17 protein-coding genes are annotated in these 15,564 nt (G+C 67.8%); 9 read left to right on the forward strand and 8 right to left on the reverse strand.

Annotated elements, in window-relative coordinates; all coding sequences use genetic code 11:
* The first annotated feature begins 60 nt into the window (after nucleotides 1-60).
* Nucleotides 61-705 carry a pyridoxamine 5'-phosphate oxidase family protein gene (locus tag IEY07_RS09880; protein WP_188895058.1) on the forward strand — a complete coding sequence of 215 codons (645 nt, stop codon included), beginning with the start codon at nucleotides 61-63 and terminating at the stop codon, nucleotides 703-705.
* A gap of 14 nt (nucleotides 706-719) precedes the next feature.
* Here the strand turns inward: IEY07_RS09880 and IEY07_RS09885 are convergent, their stop codons facing one another.
* The 3 genes from IEY07_RS09885 to IEY07_RS09895 form a co-directional block, all read right to left on the reverse strand.
* Complete coding sequence (locus IEY07_RS09885; RefSeq protein ID WP_188895060.1) at nucleotides 720-887, reverse strand: DUF8730 family Cys-rich protein; 168 nt, start codon at nucleotides 885-887, stop codon at nucleotides 720-722.
* Between the two features lie 69 nt (nucleotides 888-956).
* Nucleotides 957-1,181: a hypothetical protein gene (locus tag IEY07_RS24090; protein WP_308422932.1), complete on the reverse strand. Its 225-nt coding sequence runs from the start codon at nucleotides 1,179-1,181 to the stop codon at nucleotides 957-959.
* Between the two features lie 252 nt (nucleotides 1,182-1,433).
* Entirely contained in the window at nucleotides 1,434-3,146 is a 1,713-nt protein-coding gene (locus tag IEY07_RS09895) for a rhodanese-like domain-containing protein (protein WP_229669912.1), read from the reverse strand.
* Between the two features lie 210 nt (nucleotides 3,147-3,356).
* On the opposite strand from IEY07_RS09895, the gene IEY07_RS09900 reads away from it, so the two are divergent.
* The 6 genes from IEY07_RS09900 to IEY07_RS09925 all read left to right on the forward strand — a co-directional run bounded on the left by IEY07_RS09900 (nucleotide 3,357) and on the right by IEY07_RS09925 (nucleotide 9,445).
* A complete protein-coding gene (locus IEY07_RS09900) occupies nucleotides 3,357-3,509 on the forward strand; it encodes a hypothetical protein (protein ID WP_188895062.1) in 153 nt (50 codons plus the stop codon).
* Nucleotides 3,506-3,685: a DUF302 domain-containing protein gene (locus tag IEY07_RS09905; RefSeq protein ID WP_188895063.1), complete on the forward strand. Its 180-nt coding sequence runs from the start codon at nucleotides 3,506-3,508 to the stop codon at nucleotides 3,683-3,685. Before IEY07_RS09900 ends, IEY07_RS09905 begins: the two co-directional genes overlap by 4 nt.
* Nucleotides 3,682-3,948 carry a metal-sensitive transcriptional regulator gene (locus IEY07_RS09910; RefSeq protein WP_188895065.1) on the forward strand — a complete coding sequence of 89 codons (267 nt, stop codon included), beginning with the start codon at nucleotides 3,682-3,684 and terminating at the stop codon, nucleotides 3,946-3,948. Before IEY07_RS09905 ends, IEY07_RS09910 begins: the two co-directional genes overlap by 4 nt.
* 23 nt (nucleotides 3,949-3,971) lie before the next feature.
* Nucleotides 3,972-4,667, forward strand: a complete 696-nt coding sequence (locus IEY07_RS09915; protein ID WP_229669913.1) for a TIGR03936 family radical SAM-associated protein — start codon at nucleotides 3,972-3,974, stop codon at nucleotides 4,665-4,667.
* A 333-nt stretch (nucleotides 4,668-5,000) separates the two neighbouring features.
* Complete coding sequence (locus tag IEY07_RS09920; RefSeq protein WP_188895067.1) at nucleotides 5,001-7,946, forward strand: Rne/Rng family ribonuclease; 2,946 nt, start codon at nucleotides 5,001-5,003, stop codon at nucleotides 7,944-7,946.
* A 92-nt stretch (nucleotides 7,947-8,038) separates the two neighbouring features.
* Nucleotides 8,039-9,445: an FAD-dependent oxidoreductase gene (locus IEY07_RS09925; RefSeq protein WP_188895069.1), complete on the forward strand. Its 1,407-nt coding sequence runs from the start codon at nucleotides 8,039-8,041 to the stop codon at nucleotides 9,443-9,445.
* Nucleotides 9,446-9,498: 53 nt separating this feature from the next.
* On the opposite strand, the gene IEY07_RS09930 is transcribed toward IEY07_RS09925, so the two are convergent.
* On the reverse strand, nucleotides 9,499-9,873 hold the full coding sequence (locus IEY07_RS09930) for an ArsR/SmtB family transcription factor (protein ID WP_229669914.1): 375 nt from the start codon (nucleotides 9,871-9,873) through the stop codon (nucleotides 9,499-9,501).
* A gap of 111 nt (nucleotides 9,874-9,984) precedes the next feature.
* Between IEY07_RS09930 and IEY07_RS09935 the strand changes: the two genes are divergently transcribed.
* Nucleotides 9,985-11,226, forward strand: a complete 1,242-nt coding sequence (locus IEY07_RS09935; RefSeq protein ID WP_188895073.1) for a calcium:cation antiporter family protein — start codon at nucleotides 9,985-9,987, stop codon at nucleotides 11,224-11,226.
* 18 nt (nucleotides 11,227-11,244) lie between these two features.
* On the opposite strand, the gene IEY07_RS09940 is transcribed toward IEY07_RS09935, so the two are convergent.
* Entirely contained in the window at nucleotides 11,245-11,829 is a 585-nt protein-coding gene (locus IEY07_RS09940; RefSeq protein ID WP_188895075.1) for a TetR/AcrR family transcriptional regulator, read from the reverse strand.
* Nucleotides 11,830-11,942: 113 nt separating this feature from the next.
* On the opposite strand from IEY07_RS09940, the gene IEY07_RS09945 reads away from it, so the two are divergent.
* The gene (locus IEY07_RS09945) at nucleotides 11,943-13,262 is read left to right on the forward strand and encodes an MFS transporter (RefSeq protein ID WP_188895077.1); all 1,320 of its coding nucleotides are present in this window, start codon (nucleotides 11,943-11,945) and stop codon (nucleotides 13,260-13,262) included.
* On the opposite strand, the gene IEY07_RS09950 is transcribed toward IEY07_RS09945, so the two are convergent.
* The 3 genes from IEY07_RS09950 to IEY07_RS09960 are packed head-to-tail and all read right to left on the reverse strand — an operon-like array spanning nucleotide 13,216 to nucleotide 15,459.
* Nucleotides 13,216-14,238: a phosphotransferase gene (locus tag IEY07_RS09950; RefSeq protein ID WP_188895079.1), complete on the reverse strand. Its 1,023-nt coding sequence runs from the start codon at nucleotides 14,236-14,238 to the stop codon at nucleotides 13,216-13,218. The two genes, IEY07_RS09945 and IEY07_RS09950, sit on opposite strands and share 47 nt — an antisense overlap.
* A gap of 43 nt (nucleotides 14,239-14,281) precedes the next feature.
* Entirely contained in the window at nucleotides 14,282-14,671 is a 390-nt protein-coding gene (locus IEY07_RS09955; RefSeq protein ID WP_188895081.1) for a DUF3037 domain-containing protein, read from the reverse strand.
* Complete coding sequence (locus IEY07_RS09960; RefSeq protein WP_229669915.1) at nucleotides 14,668-15,459, reverse strand: HipA family kinase; 792 nt, start codon at nucleotides 15,457-15,459, stop codon at nucleotides 14,668-14,670. Before IEY07_RS09960 ends, IEY07_RS09955 begins: the two co-directional genes overlap by 4 nt.
* Nucleotides 15,460-15,564 lie beyond the last annotated feature (105 nt).

Genomic DNA, 15,564 nt, shown 5'->3' on the forward strand with positions numbered 1-15,564 from the left:
ACAGACCAGTGGCAGAAAGGTCCGAGACAAGTCGGTCCGCCGTACTTAGGCTTGTGACCCATGACCACAGACGTGGAGTCGACCTCCGCCGAGATCACCTCGGTCGAAGAACTCGAGGCGCTGATCGGGACCCCGGCGCCGAATGCCGCCAACAAGGAGCGCGACCGTCTGCACGAACTCGACGTGCAGTGGCTTGCCGCCTCGCCGTTCTGCGTGATCTCCACCAGCGACGCCCACGGCAACTGCGATGCCTCGCCCAAGGGCGACCCGGCCGGACAGTTGGCGTACGTCATCGACGACCGGACGATCGCAATCGCCGAGCGACCGGGCAACAAACGTGTCGACGGCTATCGCAACATTCTGGCGAATCCGCATGTCGGCCTGTTGTTCCTGATCCCCGGCCGCGGTGACACGCTGCGGATCAACGGTCGTGCGCGGTTGGTCACGGACGCGCCGTTCTTCGACGACCTGGTGGTCAAGGCACATCGGCCGCTGCTCGCGATCGTGGTTGAGATCGACACCGTCTTCCACCACTGCGCCAAGGCGTTCATGCGGTCCAAGCTCTGGCAGCCGGACACCTGGCAGCCCGACGTCGTGCCGAACCGGCCCAAGATCGCCAAGGCACTCGAGCGCAAGGACGACGACCTGGCCGAGATCGAGCGCTACTACTCCGATGGCGAATACGGCAAGAAGCTGTACGCCTGAAATACCCGAACAGGTCAGCGGCCACCGAAAAGCATCCTCAACAGTCCGCCGCTGCCGGGTTCGTCGGCATGACCCTGGCAGCGCTTGGCCGACGGGATCCGCGCCATGACCTGGTCGACGTGTTGGCCGCAGCCGGCCCAGGTGGTCTTACCGCACTTCTTGCAGGTGACTGGTCGGCACATGACTTTCCTTCGGTGGGATGTTTCTGATTCGTTGATCTTGGTCGGTTGATCTTGTTCGGGTGGGACGGATCAGAGAAGTTGGGGGATCGCCTGCCACGCGGTGTAGCCGGCAACCAGAACGAGCAGCCCGCTGAAGGCGGTCTGCAGGGTGCCACCCTTGAGCCGGGCGGCCACCTTGACGCTGACCCAGCTGGCCAGCACTGCGGCCGCGGTCAGGAGCACGACCAACGGCCAATCCGGCTGGATCCCTGCGCCGGTCTTGACGAGCAGGGCGGCGGCCGACGTGATCGTGATGACGACGAGCGACGTTTCCGGCGGCGTACGCCATCGGCAGGCCCATCACCAGGACCAGGGCCGGCACCACCAGAAAGCCGCCGCCGACACCCAGGAAGCCGGTGATCGGTCCGACAGCGGTCGCGGTCACCTGGGTGGCGGTCTGGCCGAGTCCGTAGATCAGCACCGGGACCGCCAGCATGGATCCGCCGCCGCCCAACGCACCCAGACTGAGCCCGATCAGGAGCCCGGCAGTGACGGCAATGACCAGGGTCACGCCGGGCCCACCGTCGCGTCGGTGATCGGCAGACCGGTCTCGACGGCGTTGTCGAACGTGTCGTCGACGGCCACCAGCCGCCGCCCGGCTCGGGCCAGGAACGAGGCGGCGACCGAGGCCCGGTAACCGCCGGCGCAATGCACCCACACTTCTCCGTCGGGTACCTCGCCGATGCGCCGGGGCAGCTCATGGATCGGGATGTTGATCGCCCCGTCGATATGGCTGTCGGAGAATTCATCGGCACGGCGTACGTCCAGGGTCACGACCGGACGGTGATGCCGCACCTGGGCGAGCTCCGCGAAGGTGGCGGTCGGGAAGGATCCGAGCCTTCGGCCGGTTCCGGCGACCCAGTCCTGCGGGCCGCCGATCGCGGCAGCTGCCGGGCGGTCGATGCCGATCCGTACCAGTTCGCGCTGCGCCTGCGAGATCTCCGCGGCGGTCTCGGCCAGCAAGGTCAGTGGCGTGCCCCGATCCATCAACCAACCGAGGTAGGTGGCGAAGGAGCCGTCGAGCCCGAAGTTGAGTGATCCGGGCAGATGGCCGGCCGCGAACACGGTGCGGTGGCGCAGGTCGACGATCCACTCACCCGCCTCGATCCGGCGGCGGAGTTCAACCGGATCGGCGGTCGTCGGTGGTGTCAGATCGGGCTCTGACGGTCCGGCGCTGTTCCCGGGTGCCATCTGGGCGTAGTACGCCGGATAGGCGCCGAGTCCGTCCAGCAACTGCCGGACGTAGGTCTCCTCATCCTGGGTGAGGACGGGATTCGCGGTCTTCTCCCGGCCGATCGTGGATGCCGTCGCCTCCGACTGGGTCGCCGAACAGAACGAACCGAAACCGTGGGTCGGGAAGACCTCGGCGTCATCGGGCAGCATCGCGGCGAGCCGGCGCGCCGAGCTGTGCTGCAACCGTACGAGCTCGTCGGTGTGCTCTGGTCCCAGCAGATCCGGTCTGCCGGTGGCGCCGAACAACAGTGAGCCGCCGGAGAACACGGCGGTGGTCCGTCCGGTGACGGAATCGGTGAGCACGTAGGACAGGTGCGTGTAGGTGTGTCCGGGGGTGGCGACCGCGGTGACCTGCATCCGATCACCCATCCGGATCACTTCACCGTCGCGGATCGGAGTCCGCTCGAAGGCCACCTCGTCCTCGGCATTGACCAGGTAGGCCGCGCCGGTGCGCCGGGCGAGTGCCAGTCCGCCGGTGAGGTAATCGTTGTGGATGTGCGACTCCAGCACGTGGGTCAACCGGACCTGATGCTTGTCGAGCAGGGTGAGGATGCGATCGATGTCACGTTGCGGGTCGACGACGAATGCGACGGCGCCGTCGTGAATCAGATAGCTGCGATCACCCAGAGTCGGCGTGTCCAGTCCCACCACCGTGAGGTCGGTCGCAGCAGCCGTCCCGGTGGCCAGCGGGTGACCGGCGGCAACCCAGGCGCGGGTGCCGCCGACGACCGACCAGGCCCGAAATCCGGCCCGGACCAGGAAGTCGGTGATCGTGGCGCTCCGATTACCTGATGCACAGATGACGTACATCGGCCGGGACCGGTCCAACTCCGCGGTCCAGGCGGGAAGTTTGCCCATGGGGACCAGTTCGGCGCCTGGGACGTGGCCGGCGACGTACTCCATCGGCTCACGGACGTCGATCACTGTTGCACCAGCCGCTACGGCGATCGCCAGCTGATGGACATCGATCTCCGGAACTCCTTTCACCGGCTTCCTCCTCACAGGGCTATACCCGACGGGGTATCTCCACATCAACGATAACACCCCCGGGGGTATATTCAGAACTGCCGCGGTCGCTGCCCGGAGGGCCGCGCGGCCGGACCGGGAAGACCGCAACCGAAATACCCCAGAGGGTATGCTGGTTGAACTGGAGGAACGCCACGGAGGGCATCCCATCCATGACTGAGGAAGGACCTGATGAGCACCGTCACCCTGACTGCGAACAACTTCGAGCAGACGATCCTCGAGCCGGCGGAGGACTCCTCCGCGGCGCTGGAGGATCTGATCGGTCAACTCCGCGCGCTGGACGTGAAACAGGCCGTCGGCGCCGGTCAGGGCAGCGGGCGATGAGCCAGCCGCCCACGCCGACCTACACCATCAGCGCAACACTGTCACTGGCGTACCCGGCGGCCGTCGAGGCTGTCCGGACTGCGCTGGCCCGTGAGGGTTTCGGCGTGTTGGCGATCGACGCGCTCGGCACGACGCACCCGGTGTCGGCAACCGAACGCGAAGGGGAATCCTCATGACCGAACTGAGACCCGAAGACATGGCCCCGGTGATCAACCGGATCAAGCGGGCTCAAGGTCAACTCGGCGGCGTACTGCGGATGCTCGAGGAAGGTCGCGATTGCGAGGACGTCGTCACCCAGTTGGCCGCCGTCTCGCGCGCCCTCGACCGGGCCGGATTCGCCATCATCGCCAGTGGACTGCGGCAGTGCCTGGCCGACGACCCGACCGCCGAGGGGCTCGACACGAAGAAGATGGAGAAGCTGTTTCTCTCGCTCGCCTGACCGGCGACATTAGGCTGCCCGCCGTGGCCCGTGAACAACCCGAACAACAGGCACCGCCGGTGCAGCGGCTCCGGATCCGGTACGCCAAACGTGGCCGGTTGCGGTTCACCAGTCACCGTGACTTCAGCCGGGCCTTCGAACGAGCCTTGCGCCGTGCCGGGATCCCGATGGCGTATTCCTCCGGATTCTCGCCACACCCGCGGATCTCGTACGCGACCGCCTCGCCCACCGGAGCTGCCAGCGAGGCCGAATACCTGGAGATCGCACTGTCCGCGGTCTGCGTGCCGGAGCTCGTTGCCCGCGAACTTGACGCCGCACTGCCGGACGGCCTCGACGTCCTGGCCGTGGTCGAGGCCGGCCCGGGATCGCTGGCCGATCAGCTGACCGGCTCGGTGTGGCAGATCGACCTGCGTGATATCGAGCCCGACGTCGTCGTGCCGGCAGTCGGGGCGTTCCTGGCGGCCGACACCGCCGTCACCGAACGGATGACCAAGAACGGTCTGCGCAGCTTTGACGCCCGTGAATCTGTGGTGTCGCTGCGCGCCGAGGGGACCGTCCTGCGTCTCGTCGCCAGGCACCTCACGCCGCTCGTCCGGCCCGACGACGTGCTCTCGGCGATGGCCAGGATCACCCCCGCCTTCGCTCCGCAGAATCCGCTGATCACCCGCCTGGAGCAGGGCACACTCGACGCGACCCAACAGGTCGTTGCGCCCTTCTGATCGGCCCGTCGGTTCGTTCTGCCTGGTCGGGTGTGGGATACTCGGAACAGACGAAGACGCCATGACGCCCGGCATCAGGCGCGGACCCGCTCGCGGGTCGGCCACCGGACGTACGGCATCAGAGGTCGATCTGTAGTGATGTCCCGAGCGGGGTGACAGCTCGTCACCGGGACACGTAGGGCCCCATGGCCGCGACGAGTGGATACGCGTAGCTGCGTTGCTCGACCGCGGCCGGGTCATGCGGATGTCACTGCACCGGAAAGCTTTGTGGACCGGCATCGCCGGCCGCGTACGAACATCGGTGCGTTTGTCACGCACCGAGAAGGAGTCTGGATGCTCGATTCAGAGCCCGACAACAATGCAGTCACCAACCCTGTGACGACCCCCGAAGCAGCACCCAAGCCGCCGCGTCGGCGTGCGGCCAGCCGCCCGGCCGGGCCACCGAAACACGCTGATCCGACCGCCGAGACGACCGGCGGAACAGCAGAGATCACACTGTCCGCGCCGCAGCAATCGCCGCCGGAACTGCCGTCCGATGGCGACGGCGCGGCGCCGGCGAAGAAGTCCGCCGCGCGCAAGACCGCAGCAAAGAAGGCGCCGGTCAAGAAGGCGACATCCGAGAAGACAGCCGAGAAATCCGCCGCCAGGAAGACGACCACCCGCAGGACCGCGGCGAAGAAGACCGCCGCCGCGGAGCCGGTGGATGCGGTCGCCCCGGAGCGGGCGGCGCAGGACCAGGCGGAATTGCCCGCCGTCTCCGAATCGGAGGCGGAGCCGGCGACCGCGAAGAAGTCCGCGGCGAAGCGTACGACCAAGAAGACCGCCACCAAGGTGCCCGCCAAGCGCACCCCGCGCAAGACTGCGGCCAAGAAGACGGCAGCCCCCGACTTAGATGTGGCTGACTCAGATGTGGCTGACTCGGATCTGACAGCTCCTGCCGGGCAGGGCATCGGTGCGGTCGAAGCGGATGAGGCTGCCGAGCTTGTCGAGTCGCAGCAGGCAGCCGACGTGCTCGCCGTCGAACAGACTGCCGGCGCCTCGGCACCCACGACCGAGGTAACCGCGACCGAGGAGCCGACCGCCGACCGGATCGCTGAGGCGGTCGGGGCGGCGGAGGCGCTCGAGGAAGTGGAGGAGATCGAGGCTGCCGACGAGGCGGACCTGTCGATCGAGGCTGCGATCGCGTCCGCCATGAATGCGACCCTCGCCGAACGTGAGGCTGTCCAGGCAGACGATGCTGACACCGCGGCAGCCGGCGCCGCCGAGCCTGAGGCCGCCGGCGATCAGGACGACACCGAGGACGGCCGCCCCGAGGACACCCACGACGAGGACACCCACGACGAGGACACCCACGACGAGGGTGACGAGACCCACGAGGGTGGCCGCCGTCGTCGCCGCCGTCGCGGTGGCCGTCGTCGTCGCCGCGGTGGCCGGGATCGGGATTCCGCCGAGGACGACGACTCGTCCGAGGAGTCCGGTGAGGCGGGCAGTGACGACGCGGAGTCCGACGAGTCCAGCGCCCGACCGACTGCAGACTCCGGCAGCGAGGCCGCTCCGGCTGCTGACTCCGCCAGCAAGTCCGCCGAACAGTCCGCCGAGGACGCCGATGGCACCACTGATGAGGACACCGAAGGCGAGGGTGGGGGCGGTCGTCGCCGGCGTCGTCGCCGTCGTCGCCGGGGCGAGGACACTGCTGCCGCCCCGGACGACCCGACCGAGGTCGTGGTCCGGGTCCGGGAGCCGCGGAAGGCGTCCGACGAGGTCACTGGGATCGACGGCTCCACTCGGATGGAGGCCAAGCGCCAGCGCCGCCGCGAGGGGCGTGAGGCCGGCCGCCGGCGTGCGCCGATCATCAGCGAGGCCGAGTTCCTGGCCCGCCGTGAGTCCGTCAACCGGAAGATGATCATCCGCCAGCGCGAAGACCTGTCCCAGATCGCGGTGCTCGAGGACGGCATCCTGGTCGAGCACTACGTCGACCGGGAGAGTGCCAACTCGCTGATCGGCAACGTCTATCTCGGACGCGTGCAGAATGTCTTGCCGTCGATGGAGGCGGCCTTCATCGACATCGGTCGCGGCCGCAACGCCGTGCTGTACGCCGGTGAGGTCGACTGGGACTCGTACGGCGTCGAAGGCCACGACCGCAAGGTCGAGACGGTCCTCAAATCGGGTCAGACCGTGCTGGTCCAGGTCACCAAGGACCCGGTCGGAGCCAAAGGCGCCCGGCTGACCAACCACGTTTCGATCCCGGGCCGCTACGTCGTCTACGCCCCCAACGGCCATCTGTCCGGCATCTCCCGCAAGCTGCCGGAGAACGAGCGCAAGCGACTCAAGGACATCCTCGACGCGGCTGTCGGCGAGACGGCCAGCGTGATCGTCCGGACTGCTGCCGAGGGTGCGTCGGAGGAGGAGCTGATCCGCGACGTCAACCGGCTGAAGGCGCAGTGGGAGGACATCGAGCGCAAGGTCAAGGCCGGCAACGCCCCGCAGTTGCTGTACGCGGAGCCCGACCTGACGCTGCGGATCGTCCGGGACCTGTTCACCGAGGACTTCGCCGAGCTGATCGTCCAGGGCAACGGCTCGATGAATGATGCCTACGAGGCCCTCGAGGCGTACATGCAGCATGTCGCCCCGCACCTGGCCGATCGGATGAAGCGCTGGGACGCCGAGGCCAACGGCGATCTCTTCGGCAGCTACCGGCTGGACGAGCAGATCGCCAAGGGCCTGGAGCGAAAGGTGTTCCTTCCGTCCGGCGGCTCGCTGATCATCGACCGGACGGAGGCGATGACGGTGATCGACGTCAATACCGGCAAGTTCACCGGCTCCGGCGGCAACCTCGAGGCCACCATCACCTCCAACAACCTGGAGGCGGCCGAGGAGATCGTCCGGCAGCTGCGCTTGCGCGACATCGGCGGCATCATCGTGATCGACTTCATCGACATGGTGCTGCCGAGCAACCGGGAGCTGCTGCTGCGCCGGCTGGTCGAGTGCCTGGGCCGCGACCGGACCCGGCACCAGGTCGCCGAGGTGACCAGTCTCGGCCTGGTGCAGATGACCCGCAAGCGGATCGGCACCGGCCTGCTCGAGGCATTCAGCACCGAGTGTCCGCACTGCCACGGCCGCGGTGTTGAACTGCACGACGTGCCGGTCGCCGACGCCAAACTCGCCGACGGCGGCGCCCGCGATGAGCACAACGGCGGGGGCCGCAACCGGCGTCGCGGCGGCAAGAGTCGCAAGAAGAGCAGCGAGGAAGCCCCGGCGGAAGTCACTGCTGCGAGCTGATCGCCAAGAACGTCCGTGCCGTTGCTCGCCGACCCGCCCCAGAGGCTGGTACAGCGATCGGCATGGACGTTCTTAGCGTTTAGGTTGGACACATGAAGCCGCTGGTGGTTGCCGTCGTCGGCGCCGGACCGTCGGGTATCTACGCGGCCGAGGCGCTGACCGCCCAGTCCGAGATTCCGGTGCAGGTGGCGGTGATCGACAAGCTCCCGGTCCCGTTCGGCTTGGTGCGCTACGGAGTCGCCCCCGATCACCCGAGCATCCGCTCGATCCGCAACACCCTCGAGCGGACCTTGGAGCGTGACGACGTCAGCTTCTTCGGCAACGTGGCGATCGGCCGCGACCTCACCGTGGAGGAATTGCGCAGCGTCACCGACGCGGTGATCTACGCCTACGGTGCGGCCAGCGACCGACGGCTCGACGTGCCGGGTGAAGATCTGGCCGGCAGCATCGCTGCGCCGGACCTGGTCGCCTGGTACTGCGGCAATCCTGACGTGCACCCGGAGACCTCCGGTCCTTCGACAGGCTCAGCACCGGATGGTGACGGGCACAATCCGGTCGAGGAGTTGATCACCCACACCCGGCAGGCGGTCGTGGTCGGCGCCGGGAATGTCGCGCTGGACGTGGTCCGGGTGCTGATCAAGAATGTCGACGAGCTCGAGGACACCGACATGGCCGACGAGGTGCTCCAGGTGCTCGGCGTGAAGTCGATCACCGATGTCCATCTGCTGGCCCGACGCGGGCCGGCCTACACCTCCTTCACTACCAAGGAACTTCGCGAACTGGCCAAGATCGACGAGGTCGACCTGATCCTCGAACCAGCGGACTTCGATCTCGACGAGCCGAGCCGGGCCCGGGTGGACAAGGACAAGATCGCTGCTCGCAACGTCGCGGCGATGCAGGACTGGCTGGAGCGGCCGGTCACCGGCGCCGCACGACGGATCCACCTGCACTTCTGGACCCGGCCCACCAAGATCATCGGGACCGACCGGGTCGAGGGTGTCGGCATCGAACGCACCCGGCTGGACGACACCGGGCGGGTGATCGCAGCCCGCGCACTCGAGCCGATCCCGGCGCAGCTGGTGGTGCGGTCGGTCGGCTACCGCGGCATCGCGCTGGAGGGGATCCCGTACGACGCCGAGCTCGGCCGGGTGCCGCATGCCGGCGGGCACGTGATCCGGTCCGACGGCTTCTCACCCGACGAATACGTGACCGGCTGGATCAAGCGCGGACCGACCGGTGTCATCGGCACCAACAAATCCGATGCGGTCGAGACCGTGCACAGTCTGCTCAACGACGTCGAGGACGAGGCGCTGGTCGCCGAGCACGACATCGCCGAGCTCGCCGCGCTGCTGGCCGAACGGGGCATCACCCCGCTCGACCTGCCCGCCTGGCGCCGGATCAACGCCGCCGAGATCGCCCGCGGCCAGGGACATGGCCGGGACCGGACCACCATCGCGCATCACTCGGAGCTGCTGGCGGCCGCTGACGACCCGGCGTGAGCAGCATCGATCGCTGAGCTTGTCGAACCGCTCTCATCGGTCCTTCGACGGGCTCAGGACTCCTCGGCTGTTTCCTGAGACTGGCGTTCCAGCATCTGCCGCAGCGGGAGCGGGGGATCGGGGGCCAGTGTGCCGTCCGGAGCGATGTGCTCGAAGATCTGTTCGACCATCGTGATCACGTGCGGGTCGTCGACGGTGTAGATCTGCCGCCGGCCGTCCCGGCGACTGCTGACCACGCCGGCCAACCGGAGCTTGGTCAGGTGCTGGCTGACGGTGGCGATCGAGACTCCGACCCGCTCCGAGAGCGTGCCCACGTCGTACTCACCCGCCGAAGCCAGTGCCACCAGATGCAGGCGGACCGGCGTCGACAGCAGCGCGAACGTCCGGGCAGCCGTGTCCAGCTGTGCCCCGGTCGGGTCAGGAGTCACTCCTCCATTGTCCAACGTGCCGGCACAGCCCGGACCCAGGTATCAGGCGTGTCCGCTCGTTTCGGCAGTTCCTCATTTGCGTAACCATCGAAACGTCGCCAGAATGGGGTGATGCTGAAGGCCATCCGACCCGTCCTGCTGTGCTGCCTGGTGGCAGCGCCGGCGGTCGTCCTGCGGCTGATCGGCGCCGACATCCCGGCGCCGCTCGCGCTGCTCGCCTTCGGCGGCGCGGTCGTCGGCGCGTCGTTCATGCTGGCTTGGGCCGCGGAGGCCGCCGAGCACGACATCTCCGGCGGCCTGGCGATCGCCATCCTGGCCGTGATCGTGGTCCTCCCGGAATATGCGGTCGACCTCTATTTCGCCTACTCGGCCGGCACGGACCCGTCCCATGTCGCCTATGCCGCCGCCAACATGACAGGCTCGAATCGCCTGCTGCTCGGGGTCGGTTGGGCACTGGTGGTGATCGTCTCGCTGGCCGTGACCAAGCGGCGTACGGGCCGGCCGGTCCGGGCGATCCTGCTGGAGTCGGGCAATCGGATCGAGCTCGGCTTTCTCGCGATCGCCTCCCTGATCTCGCTGCTCATCCCGATCACAGGTCAGATCCACCTGGTGCTGGGGATCGCGCTGCTGGCGATGTTCGCGTTCTATCTGGTCCGCGCGGCGGCTTCCGGCGCTGGCGAGGAGCCGGAGTTGATCGGCCCGGCGGCGCGGATCGGCGACCTGCCGGCGAGTCGCCGCAGGCCGCTGGTGATCGCGATCTTCGTGATCGCCGCGGCCGTCATCCTGCTCTGCGCCGAGCCGTTCGCCAACGCGCTGGTCGACAGCGGCAGGGTGCTGGGCATCGACCAGTTCCTGCTGGTGCAATGGCTGGCTCCGTTGGCATCGGAGGCGCCGGAGCTGATCGTCGCGGTGATCTTCGCCGTCCAGGGCAAGGCGGCCGGTGCGATCGGGATGTTGATCTCGGCCAAGGTCAACCAGTGGACGATGTTGGTCGGGTCGCTACCGATCGCGTACCTGATCGGTGGCGGGAGCGCTGCGCTGCCGATGGACGGCCGGCAGACCGAGGAATTCGTCCTCACCGCTGCCCAGACCCTGCTCGGGATCGCCGTGTTGTTGAAGCTGCGCTTTCCCCGGTGGCTGGCATGGACGCTGCTTGGCCTCTTCGCCTGTCAGTTCGTGATTCCCGGGACGACAGGACGGCTGGTGCTGTCCGGGGTCTTCGGGGTGCTGACCATCGGCGCTCTGGTGGTCAACCGGCGGGAGATCCTGCCGACCCTGCTGGCGCCGTTCCGCCGCGAGCGGACGATCATCGCCCGGGACGAGCAGCGCGAGCTCGCGTCGACCCCGCGCTGACCGGGGCCGTCCGACGTTTCAGGACCGCGCCGGGACCATCGCCAGGACGTCGGTGACCAGCCGGTCTGCGTAGTCCTGGTCGATCGGCTGGCCGAAGACCGCGTGATGGTAGAGCGGGGCGACGATGTGATCGACGACCTGGTCCGCGGTCGGCACCGCCTCGCCGCGGTCGGTTGCCCGCCCGATCATGATCGTCGCCTGGCTGAGGCGGGCGTCCCAGCACTGGCAGTCGCCGGTGCTGTCGCGAGCCGCTGCCAGTGCCTTCAGGTAGCGGGTGCGTTGCGGTCGGGAGATGTCGGCGGCGATGATGCCGGCCCAGGCGCGCAGGTCGCCGGCGAAGCTCCCGGTGTCCGGAGGCTGGTCGCCGTCCCGGGTCAGCGCGGCGACCGCGACCTCCTCGAGCAGTTCGTCCACGTCGGCCCAGCGGCGGTAGACGCTGGTCGGGTTGACCCCGGCCCGCTGCGCCACCATCGGAATCGTGATCCGGTCCGGCTTGCCCTCGGCCATCAGATGCCCGATCGCGGTGTAGATCGAATCCAGGACACGGGCGCTGCGGCCTCCGGTCCTGCGGGCTACCGGGGGCGAAACGGACTGGGTGGACATGATCTCATTATGCTATCCCCAAAGGATTGGCTTTAAGGATCGCGCCGCGCTACAGTCTTCCTAAAGCAATGAGTATTGCTTTTAGATGCCGCTCTGGCAGCTAGGAGATGACTGTGGCACTTCGGCTCCGGCGGACCTCCGCCTTTCTCGTCGCTGTGACGACCATGATCGCGATGCTGGCGGGTTCGGCCGCGCCGTCGCCGCTCTACCCGGTGTATCGCCAGCTCTGGGGCTTCTCGACATTCACCCTGACCGTGATCTTCGCCGTCTACGTCGCCGCGCTGCTGGCGGCGTTGCTGACGGCCGGTTCGCTGTCCGATCAGATCGGCCGTCGACCGGTGGTCGGAGCGGGGCTGGTCTTGCTGGCCGCTGCGATGGTGCTCTTCATCGCAGCCCAGGGCGTCGGCGGTCTGATCGCCGCGCGGATCCTGCAGGGGGTTGCCACCGGGCTGATCACCGGCGCCGTCACGGCCATGATCGTTGATCTTCAGCCGCACGCCCGCGCGGGAGCACTGGCCACCGGGATCAGTCCCGCGCTGGGGATGGCGATCGGCTCGCTGCTCTCGGGAGCACTGCTGCAGTGGGCACCTTGGCCACGCTTCCTGGTCTTCTGGATCCTCTTGGCCGGAGACCTGCTGCTGGCGCTGCTGGTGGCGTTGATGCCGCCGATGCCGGCCCGGCGTGCTGATCATGAGCGGATTCGCTTCCGTACCGTGCTGGGCTCGCTGCGCCCGAGTGTCGGTGTCGTCCGCGCAGTGCGTCCGGCATTCCTGGCTCAGCTGCCGGCAGTGGCCTCCACCTGGGCCCTCGGCGGCCTGTATCTGGCCCTGGGCTCCTCGATCGTCGCCGGTCTTCTCGGGGTGACCAATCACTTCTACGGCGCTGCCGTGTTGGCCGCCTTCTTCGCCAGCGCGGCGCTCGCGGCGCCGGTCTTCCGCGTGCTGAGCGAGTCCCGTCGCCGGCCGGCGGGTTTCGGGGCGCTCGGGATCGGAGTGCTGCTGACCATGGTCGCGGCGCTGAACCACTCGCTGACGCTGGATATTGTCGGCTCGGTCCTGGCCGGACTCGGTTTCGGGCTCACCTGGCTGACAGTGATGAGTGTGCTGGCCGCGGCCACGCCGGCCGAACACCGGGGTCAGACATTTGCCGCCGTTTACGTTGCCAGCTACATCGCCTTCAGCGTCCCGGCCCTGGTCGCCGGTCTCGCGGTGAACCGGCTCGGGATGTTGCCGACGGTGGTCGGCTACGCCTGCTTCGATCTACTGCTGGTGATCGCCGCATCGGTTGCTGCCGGGCTGGAGTTGCGTCGGCGTCGCCGCCCGATCCCGGCCGAGCTCAGCGGTGAGACCGTCGATGATCTTGACGAGGATCCTGTCGATGATCTTCTCATCGCGGCGCCAATGCAGCCTGCCAGCTGCTCAAGTCAGTCATGATCGTGCGAGCGATGGGGAGCTCGTCCACCGACGAGCTGGCGTGTGCGCGTGCGTCCTCCTCCTCGAGCTGAAGGACCCACCGCCCAACCGACCAGGCCGGCTGCCGAGCGACCGCAAGCGGTAGCGCCAGTCGTTCGCCGTGCGACAGTGGGCGCTCCGTTCCCGAGTCGTACGCGTCCAGGAGCCGTCGGACGACGTCGCGGTCCTCGTCGTCGGGGAGATCGTGTCCCGGTTCAAGCAGGTAGAACCAGATCGGCAGTGCAAGATCATCGATCCGCCAGCGTTCGGCCATGAAATCGAAGTCGATCACAGCGGCAAGCTCGTCGCCGGCGAACAGGACGTTGTTGTCCCAGAAGTCGCCATGCACCAGTTGACTGACCTGATCGGCCACCCATGATCGTTCTGCGGCAGTGACAGCCTCGATGTGGTCGACGACCTGGTCGGCGAGTTTGTCGAGCACCGGGTCGTTCCACCCTCGGATCCGATCGGCTCCCAGGCGTGTCAGTGCGGCGGCGCGCGCTGACGGCACGTGGTTGGCCCGCGGCGCACGGCTGGCTGCGATCGCAGGTTCGAGAGAGCGCAGGAGATCGTGCAACCGGCCGAGCTCTGCGAATCCTGCCTCGAGGAGATCCGGTGTCTTCATGGCGCGATCCCAGTCCACATACGATTCCAGCTCGACCAGAGTTCCTTCAGGCAAGCTGATCATGGTTGCAGCGTCCGGAGCAGGGATCGGTGTCACCGTCGGCAGTCCGGCAGAGCGGGCGCAGCGGCGTACGTGCTGGATCGCCGCCAGCCGATCCCGGTTGGTCCAGCGTTGGTGCAGACGCGCAACCAGAATGCGATCGTCGGCGTCCAGTCGCAGATTCGTGGTCCAACTGCTGCTCAGGACGCTCCATCTGCGCAGCGACCCGATTCCGAACCGAGCCGCGATCCGATCCACAAGATCATCGGTCACGATCAGCCGGTCGTCGGTCATGGATCCCGACCCTACCGGGCGATTCCTCCGCGCCAATCAGATTTCAGGCCGGCGGGAGCACCAGCAGCCGTACGAGTTGGTCAAGCGTGACCGCAGGGTCGGCGGTCAGCCCGGTATGGACGGGGGAGGGCTGGACGACGGTGCTCCGCAGAGCCGTCAGCATCCCGAAGCGAGTGACCAGACCGGAATTCTCCCGGTTGCTCCCGACAGGTTCCTGACATGCCTCGACCACGGACTGCGCCGACATGGTGATGAGGTCGATGTCGGCGGCCGGATCGAGGGCGAGGATCCGGTCCGGGCGTACTTCCGCCCGGGCGCACAAAAAGTCAAGATCCTGACAGTAGAGGACCACGCCGATGTTGACGAACTCGCCGCGTTCGACCCGCGGCACCACACGCAGGGTGGCGTACGTGTAGGAGCGCAGGCCGGTCATGGCAGCCACTCCTCGGCGGCGTCGAGCCGGGCCAGCAGGTAGTCGCGGTAGGCCGCCCGCGCCGCCGCCGGGTCCGCTGGTGCCCCTGGATCGGGGCGGGATGGATCCGGCTCCAGCCAGCTGTCAGGCACCAGCGCGGTGATCGAGTCCAGCAGTCGGCCGGTGATGCGTGCGGCCAGCTCATCGTGCACCGACCGCGGATCGCCGACACCGGCCAGCACGTGATCGTCGTAGCGGTAGGCCGACTGGGCGAACCGCTCCGGATCGCCCCAGGAATGGTGGAACCGCAGGCAGGCGCCGTGATCGATCGCCCAGAGGTTGTGGTGCCAGATCAGCAGGTTGGTGTTGCGTGCGCTGCGATCGACGTTGGCCACCAGCGCATCCATCCAGACCACCCGCGCCGCCTCGTCGTCCGGCACCGGAAAGCTGCGGTCGTAACCGACCGATCCGGGCAGGTAGTCCACGCCGAGATTGAGCCCGGCACTAGCCTGGACCAGGTCCTGCACCTCGAAATCGGGTTCGGAGCGGGCCAGCTCCCCGTCGACGTCGACCAGGGCGAGATCAGGCGTTCGGATACCGACCGCGCGGGCCAGTTCGCCGACGATGATCTCGGAGACCAGCGCCTTGGGCCCCTGGCCGGCGCCCACGAACTTGACCACATAGGTGCCAAGATCATCGGCCTCCATGATCGCCGGCAGCGAGCCGCCCTCGCGCAGCGGCGTCAGGTAGGTGATCGCCGTGACCGACGGCAATGACGTCTGCACGGCCGGCGGTGGGGACTCGGTCACGCGCTCACCCTATCGACGCTCGGCGCCGAAGCTCAGCCACCTCAAGGGGGCTGATTTCTCGACACGCCGCAAATATCGGGGAATTACTGACCCCTCGGCGGGTTG

The organism is Microlunatus endophyticus (genome assembly GCF_014646195.1).
GTDB classification, from domain to species: domain Bacteria; phylum Actinomycetota; class Actinomycetes; order Propionibacteriales; family Propionibacteriaceae; genus Microlunatus; species Microlunatus endophyticus.